Below are 6,699 nucleotides of genomic sequence, written 5' to 3' on the forward strand. Positions count from 1 at the left end.
CGGTCCCCCGCGCCACCGCGCCGGTCCGGCCGCCACCGGCGCCCTCTCCCCGCGCCGCCGCCAGCCAACGCACCAGGTCACGAGCGATCATGAAGCAAGAGTGTCATCCACTCGGCCGACCGGTGACCTGGTTCGACAGCAGTTCACCCAGGCGTCCCCCGTACGCCACCCACCGCTCGCCGAGCACCGCGAAACCCCCGCACGACGCCCCCGGAGTCCCGCCCCGGACCAGCCCGCGGGCCGGCCACCCGGAGCACGCGCCCCCGCGCCCCAGCACACCGGGCCTCCCTTGTCCATGTCCCCCGACACCCCCTTCCCACCAGCGCCTCACCCCTCTCCCACCCTGGTGCCGAGGCCGGGTCCGTGGCATCGTCCTTCGCAGCGCCCGGTCCGCCGGCCCGGCGGCAGTCCGCCGAGGCCAGCACCCGGGACCCTCACCGACCCGGCGCGGCACAGCCGCCGCGCAGCGCCCCCTTGGAGCCGCCCCGTGAGCACCGCAGCCCAGCCGCCCCAGCCGCTGTGGGAACCAGGACAGGAGCGCGCGGCGAGCGCCGCCGTCACGCGGTTCCACACGTGGGCGGCCGAGCACCACGGAGCCCCCGCCGAGGGCGGCTACCCGGCCCTGCACCGCTGGTCGGTCGAGCACCTCGACACCTTCTGGCAGGCCGTCGCCGAGTGGTTCGACGTCCGCTTCTCGACGCCGTACGAGAACGTGCTCGCCGACCCCTCGATGCCCGGCGCCCGCTGGTTCACCGGCTCCCGCCTCAACTACGCCGAACACGCCCTGCGCACCGCCGAGGACCCCTTCCTCGCGGGAGAGGCCGCCCTCCTGCACGTCGACGAGACCCACGGCCCCGAACCGATGACCTGGGCCGAACTGCGCCGCCAGGTCGGCTCCCTCGCCGCGGCGCTGCGCGCGCGGGGCGTCCGGCCGGGCGACCGCGTGAGCGGCTACCTGCCGAACGTCCCGCAGGCGATCGTCTCCGTCCTCGCCACCGCCGCCGTCGGCGCCGTCTGGACCTCCTGCGCCCCCGACTTCGGCGCCCGCAGCGTCCTCGACCGCTTCCGCCAGGTCGAACCCGTCGTCCTCATCGCCGTCGACGGCTACCGCTACGGAGGCAAGGATCACGACCGTACGGACGTGGTCGCCGAACTGCGCGCCGAACTCCCCACCGTCCGCACCTTCGTCCACGTCCCGCTCCTCGGGACGCCCGCCCCCGAGGGCGCCGACACCTGGGCCGACGTCGTCGCGGGCGACGAGGCCCCCGTCTTCGAACAGGTCCCCTTCGACCACCCCCTGTGGATCCTCTACTCCTCCGGCACCACGGGGCTGCCCAAGGCGATCGTCCAGTCCCAGGGCGGCATCCTCGTCGAACACCTCAAGCAGCTCGGGCTGCACTGCGACCTCAGCACCGGCGACCGCTTCTTCTGGTACACCTCCACCGGCTGGATGATGTGGAACTTCCTCGTCTCCGGCCTCCTCACCGGATCGACCCTCGTCCTGTACGACGGCAGCCCGGGCTTCCCGGACACGGCTGCCCAGTGGCGCGTCGCCGAGAACACCGGCGCGACCCTCTTCGGGACCTCGGCCGCCTACGTCATGGCCTCGCGCAAGGCCGGCCTGCACCCCGCCCGCGACTTCGACCTCAGCCGCGTCCGCTGCGTCGCCACCACCGGCTCCCCCCTGCCCCCGGACGGCTTCCGCTGGCTCCACGAGGAGGCCGGCGAGGACGTGTGGATCGCCTCCGTCAGCGGCGGCACCGACGTGTGCAGCTGCTTCGCCGGAGCCGTCCCCACCCTCCCCGTCCACATCGGCGAACTCCAGGCCCCCGCCCTCGGTGTCGACCTCCAGGCCTGGGACCCCGCGGGCAAGCCGCTCGTCGACGAGGTCGGGGAGCTCGTCGTCACCCGCCCCATGCCCTCCATGCCCCTGCACTTCTGGAACGACCCGGACGGCAGCCGCTACCACGACAGTTACTTCGACACCTACCCCGGCGTCTGGCGCCACGGCGACTGGATCACCCTGACCGGACACGGCTCCGTGGTCATCCACGGCCGCTCGGACTCGACCCTCAACCGCGGCGGCGTCCGCATGGGCTCCGCCGACATCTACGAGGTCGTCGAACGCCTTCCGGAGATCCGCGAATCGCTCGTCATCGGCGTCGAACAGCCCGATGGCGGCTACTGGATGCCCCTCTTCGTCCAGCTCGCCGACGGCGCCGCACTCGACGAGGCCCTGCGCACCCGGATCGCCACCGCCCTGCGCACCGAGCTGTCCCCGCGCCACGTCCCCGACGAGGTCATCGAGGTACGGGCGATCCCGCACACCCTCACCGGCAAGCGGCTGGAGGTCCCCGTCAAGCGACTGCTTCAGGGAACCCCTCTGGAGAAGGCAGTGAACCCCGGTTCGGTTGACGATGTGGAACTCCTGCGCGGCTACGAACGTTTGGGGCGCGCACACTCCTAAACCCTTCGCCGCCGCCCCGGAACCTCCCCGGGGCGGCGGTCCCGCGACGGCCGCCAGGAGGCATTGTCAGTGCCGTCGCCTACGGTGTGCGATCAAGTGAGGACGCTCCGTGAGGGGGCGTCCCGACGACGCCACAGGAGGCCCCCATGGCCCGCCAGCACACCGCCCCCCGCCCCGACCGCCACGGCCTTCGGCTCGACCGCATCGACCGGGAGCTGATCGGGGCCCTCGCCCTCCTCGCGGAGGAAGAGGACTACCACCGCATGACCCGCTACGGCGCTCCCCGCTTCCGCGACCACGCGCAGTACCTCGACGCGGCGGCCACCGTCCTCGGGACCCGTACGAGCGAAGGGCGCCGGACCCGTGTCGGTCTCCTCGACCCGGAGGAGTACGTGGCCTTCTGCGCCGGCTCGGGGCTCGACCCCGGCAGCGCCGGGAGCCGCCATCGCTTCACCGAACACCTCGTCGAGACCGGCGCGACCCTCCCCTACGAGGGCCGCCCCCTCGCCGAGCTCCTGCCCGACCTCGCCCATCTCGCCCTGCGCCGGGCCACCTTCGCCTACGCGGGCGAACTCCTCGACGCCGCGGGACGCTGCGAGGAATGCGGCGAGAGCCTCGCGAGAGCCGCCTTCGACCGGGCCTCGGAACTGCTCGTGGCGGCCTGCCACGCCCTCGGTGCGGGCCGCCACCACCTGGTGTGCAGTACCAGCACGGAAGCGGGTCCCCTGCTCGCCGAATTCGACATCGAAACGAGCCCGGGCACACGGCCGCACCCGGAGGACTCGGCGGCCCTGGACCTCACCACCGTCCTCGCCGCCGCACTCGCGGCGGGCCTGCCCTGCGGGCTCGTGGTCCGCACGAGCGGACCGGACACCTGCGACGCGGTGCGGGGCTGGCGGCTGCGCGAGCACACCCTGCGGCCCCTCACCGCCGCCGAGGTCTTCGACGCCTACTGCACGGACACGGAGACCGGCGAGCCCATCCCGCCGGAGCCGGGCGTCGACTACCGCGCGGCGCCCGTCCTGACGCCGCCCCGCACTCCCCCTCACGAGCACGGCCGGGACGGGGAGGACGCCGAGGAGTAACCCATCGCCCCGCGCCCGAGGCGAGCGACGGCTCTCCGGCGGACCGTCACTCGCCGGAGAGCACCGCGCCCGCCGCCCGTCGCGCCTCCTCGGCCCCGTCCTCGGCCCGCGCCGCGCCCGCCGCCCGCTCGCACTGGGCGCGCGTGTACTTGGCGAGCGTGGAACGGACGTAGGGGAGCGCGGTGGGACTCATCGACAAGGAGGTGACACCAAGCCCTGTCAGCACACACGCGAGCAGCGGATCGGCCGCGGCCTCGCCGCACACCCCGCACGTCTTCCCCGCTTCGGCCGCCGCCCGGGCGGCGGAGGCGATCAGGTCGAGCAGCGCGGGCTGCCACGGGTCCTGCCAGCGGGCCACCGCGCCCACCTGGCGGTCCGCCGCGAAGGTGTACTGGGCGAGATCGTTGGTACCGAGCGAGACGAATTCGACCTCCCGCAGGATCGCCCGGGCCCGCAGCGCGGCGGCGGGAATCTCCACCATCGCCCCGGACTTCGCGTGCAGCCCCGCTGCCCGGCACGCCTCGGCGAAGGCCCGCGCGTCCGCCCGGTCCGCCACCATCGGGGCCATGACCTCCAGGTGCACGGGAAGCCCGTCGGCCGCGCGCGCCAGCGCCGTCAGCTGGTCCCGCAGCACCTCCGGACGGTCGAGGAGCGCCCGCAGCCCCCGCACGCCCAGCGCGGGGTTCGGCTCTTCGGAGGGGTGGAGGAACGCCAGCGGCTTGTCCGCCCCCGCGTCCAGCACCCGGACAACGACCCGCCGGTCGGGAAACGCCTCCAGCACGGAACGGTAGACCTCCGTCTGCTGTTCCACGGAGGGCGCCCGCTCGCTGTCGTCGAGATAGAGGAACTCGGTACGGAACAGCCCCACCCCCTCCGCACCGGCCTCGATGGCGGCGGCGACGTCGGAGGGCCCCCCGATGTTGGCGAGCAGCGGCACCCGGTGTCCGTCCGAGGTGACGCCGGGACCCGTGCTCGCCGCGAGGGCCGCCTTCCGCTCGGCGGCAAGGGCCTCCAGCTCCTCGCGCTTGCGCGCCCCGGGGGACACGAACACCTCCCCGGCGCTTCCGTCGACGGCGACCGTGGTCCCTTCGGCCAGTTCCGTCGCACCGGGCAGCGCCACGACGGCCGGTACCCCGAGCGCGCGGGCGAGGATGGCGCTGTGGCTCGTGGGCCCGCCCTCCTCGGTGACGAAGCCGAGCACGAGGGTCGGGTCGAGCAGGGCCGTGTCGGCGGGGGCGAGGTCGCGCGCGACGAGCACGTAGGGCTCGTCGCTGTCGGGAACGCCGGGCATCGGCACCCCGAGGAGCCGCGCCACGATGCGGTTGCGCACGTCGTCGAGGTCGGCGACGCGCCCCGCGAGGTATTCGCCGGCTCCGGCGAGCAGGGCGCGGTAGGAGGCGAAGGCGTCGTAGACGGCGCGTTCCGCCGTGGAGCCGACGGCGATCCTCCGCTCGACATCGGCGAGGAGCTCGGGGTCCTGCGCCATGAGCGACTGGGCCTCCAGGACGTCCTGCGCCTCACCCCCGGCGAGGTGCCCGCGCGCGGTCAGGTCGGCGGCGACGGCGTCCATGGCCTGCCGCGCCCGGGTCTGCTCGCGTTCGGCCTCTTCCTCCGGGATCTGTTTCGCCGGCGGTTCGAGTACCGCTGTGCCCATGTGCCGTACCGCGCCGATCGCCACTCCGTGGCTCACTCCGACGCCCCGCAGCCTCGTCTCCATGCCCACCGTCTCCGCTCGCTCGGGTTCCGTCCCCGTTGCCTGCCCGTACCGCCGCGCGGCCGTCACTCCCAGCCGAAGAGCGTGTCGCCGGGCTGTACGGCCTCGCTCTCCCGCACATCGGAGAGCGCGTCCATCGTCGCCTCCAGGGCGATGACGGGACAGACCGGGGACTTCCCCTTCGCCTCGACGGCCGAGGGGTCCCAGCGCACGAGCGCCTGTCCCCGCCGCACGGTGTCGCCCTTGCTGACGAGCAGCTCGAAGCCCTCGCCGTTGAGCTGCACGGTGTCGATGCCGAGGTGGGTCAGGACCCCGTGGCCCTGCTCATCGACCACGACGTAGGCGTGCGGGTGCAGGGAGACGAGCACGCCGTCGACGGGGGCGACGGCCTCGATCGGCTTCCGCTCGGGATCGACGGCCGTTCCCGGGCCGACCATGGCACCGGAGAAGACGGGGTCGGGCACGTTCGCGAGTCCGATGGCGGTTCCAGCAAGCGGTGAGGTCACGACGGTCATGACTTGCCTCCCTGGGCGGCGAGGTCCTGGGCCGCCCCACTGGGCGGGAACGGCACGGAGATCGTCAGACTAAGTCACCTTCTGTGCTGTTTTGAGCGGGCCGTGCCGGGGGGGCTGTGCGAGGGCACCGCGGAATCGATTTGCACCCGTAGGGAGCAGAGCTGTACAGTCGTCATCCTGCCTGGGACCGGGTACGCCTCACGGGGCGGCCGTTCCAGGTAATCCGATGAAGTCGAACCCCTTTCTTTCCGGCGGGGAATCCTCATGTCCGAGGACCCGGTCAGAACAGAGAAAAGGACCTGATAGAGTCGGAGACGCCGAAAGGGAAACGGTAAGGCCGAAAGGCCGGGCCGGGAACCGGAAAGCGCCGAGGAAATCGGGCCCGAGAGAGTCTGGTAGAGTCGGAAACACGAAATACCGAAGGGAAAACGCCCGGAGGAAAGCCCGAGAGGGTGAGTACGAAGGAAGCGTCCGTTCCTTGAGAACTCAACAGCGTGCCAAAAGTCAACGCCAGATATGTTGATACCCCGACCGAGGATCTTCTGATCCGAGGTTGAGGTTCCTTTGAAATACACACAGCGAGGACGCTGTGAACCTGGGAGATTATTCCTCTCCCGGTTCCGCTCTCGTGGTGTCTCCCGATTACGGGAAAACATTCACGGAGAGTTTGATCCTGGCTCAGGACGAACGCTGGCGGCGTGCTTAACACATGCAAGTCGAACGATGAACCGCTTTCGGGCGGGGATTAGTGGCGAACGGGTGAGTAACACGTGGGCAATCTGCCCTGCACTCTGGGACAAGCCCTGGAAACGGGGTCTAATACCGGATACTCACTGCCTTGGGCATCCAAGGTGGTGGAAAGCTCCGGCGGTGCAGGATGAGCCCGCGGCCTATCAGCTAGTTGGTGAGGTAATGGCT

At 71.9% G+C, this 6,699-nt stretch carries 4 protein-coding genes and 1 rRNA gene; 3 read left to right on the forward strand and 2 right to left on the reverse strand.

Annotation, left to right across the window (positions count from 1 at the left end; translation table 11 throughout):
• Window positions 1–487 precede the first annotated feature (487 nt).
• Complete coding sequence (locus G3I42_RS21960) at window positions 488–2,467, forward strand: acetoacetate--CoA ligase (RefSeq protein WP_164288467.1); 1,980 nt, start codon at window positions 488–490, stop codon at window positions 2,465–2,467.
• Window positions 2,468–2,613: 146 nt separating this feature from the next.
• Window positions 2,614–3,552 carry a hypothetical protein gene (locus tag G3I42_RS21965; RefSeq protein WP_164288469.1) on the forward strand — a complete coding sequence of 313 codons (939 nt, stop codon included), beginning with the start codon at window positions 2,614–2,616 and terminating at the stop codon, window positions 3,550–3,552.
• 46 nt (window positions 3,553–3,598) lie between these two features.
• Here the strand turns inward: G3I42_RS21965 and ptsP are convergent, their stop codons facing one another.
• Window positions 3,599–5,269, reverse strand: coding sequence for a phosphoenolpyruvate--protein phosphotransferase (gene ptsP, locus G3I42_RS21970; protein WP_164288471.1), 1,671 nt, complete (start codon window positions 5,267–5,269; stop codon window positions 3,599–3,601).
• 62 nt (window positions 5,270–5,331) lie between these two features.
• Window positions 5,332–5,781, reverse strand: coding sequence for a PTS glucose transporter subunit IIA (locus tag G3I42_RS21975; RefSeq protein ID WP_164288473.1), 450 nt, complete (start codon window positions 5,779–5,781; stop codon window positions 5,332–5,334).
• A 655-nt stretch (window positions 5,782–6,436) separates the two neighbouring features.
• Between G3I42_RS21975 and G3I42_RS21980 the strand changes: the two genes are divergently transcribed.
• Window positions 6,437–6,699 (forward strand): 16S ribosomal RNA (locus tag G3I42_RS21980); the annotation flags it as partial.

It is taken from the genome of Streptomyces sp. SID11385 (assembly GCF_010548245.1).
Lineage (GTDB): Bacteria > Actinomycetota > Actinomycetes > Streptomycetales > Streptomycetaceae > Streptomyces.

What these genes read in the sequence shown, in the direction of transcription:
- G3I42_RS21975 (WP_164288473.1), bottom strand. Translation starts at nt 5,781, where the DNA reads ATGACCGTCGTGACCTCACCGCTTGCTGGAACCGCCATCGGACTCGCG.
- G3I42_RS21965 (WP_164288469.1), top strand. Translation starts at nt 2,614, where the DNA reads ATGGCCCGCCAGCACACCGCCCCCCGCCCCGACCGCCACGGCCTTCGG.
- ptsP (WP_164288471.1), bottom strand. Translation starts at nt 5,269, where the DNA reads ATGGAGACGAGGCTGCGGGGCGTCGGAGTGAGCCACGGAGTGGCGATC.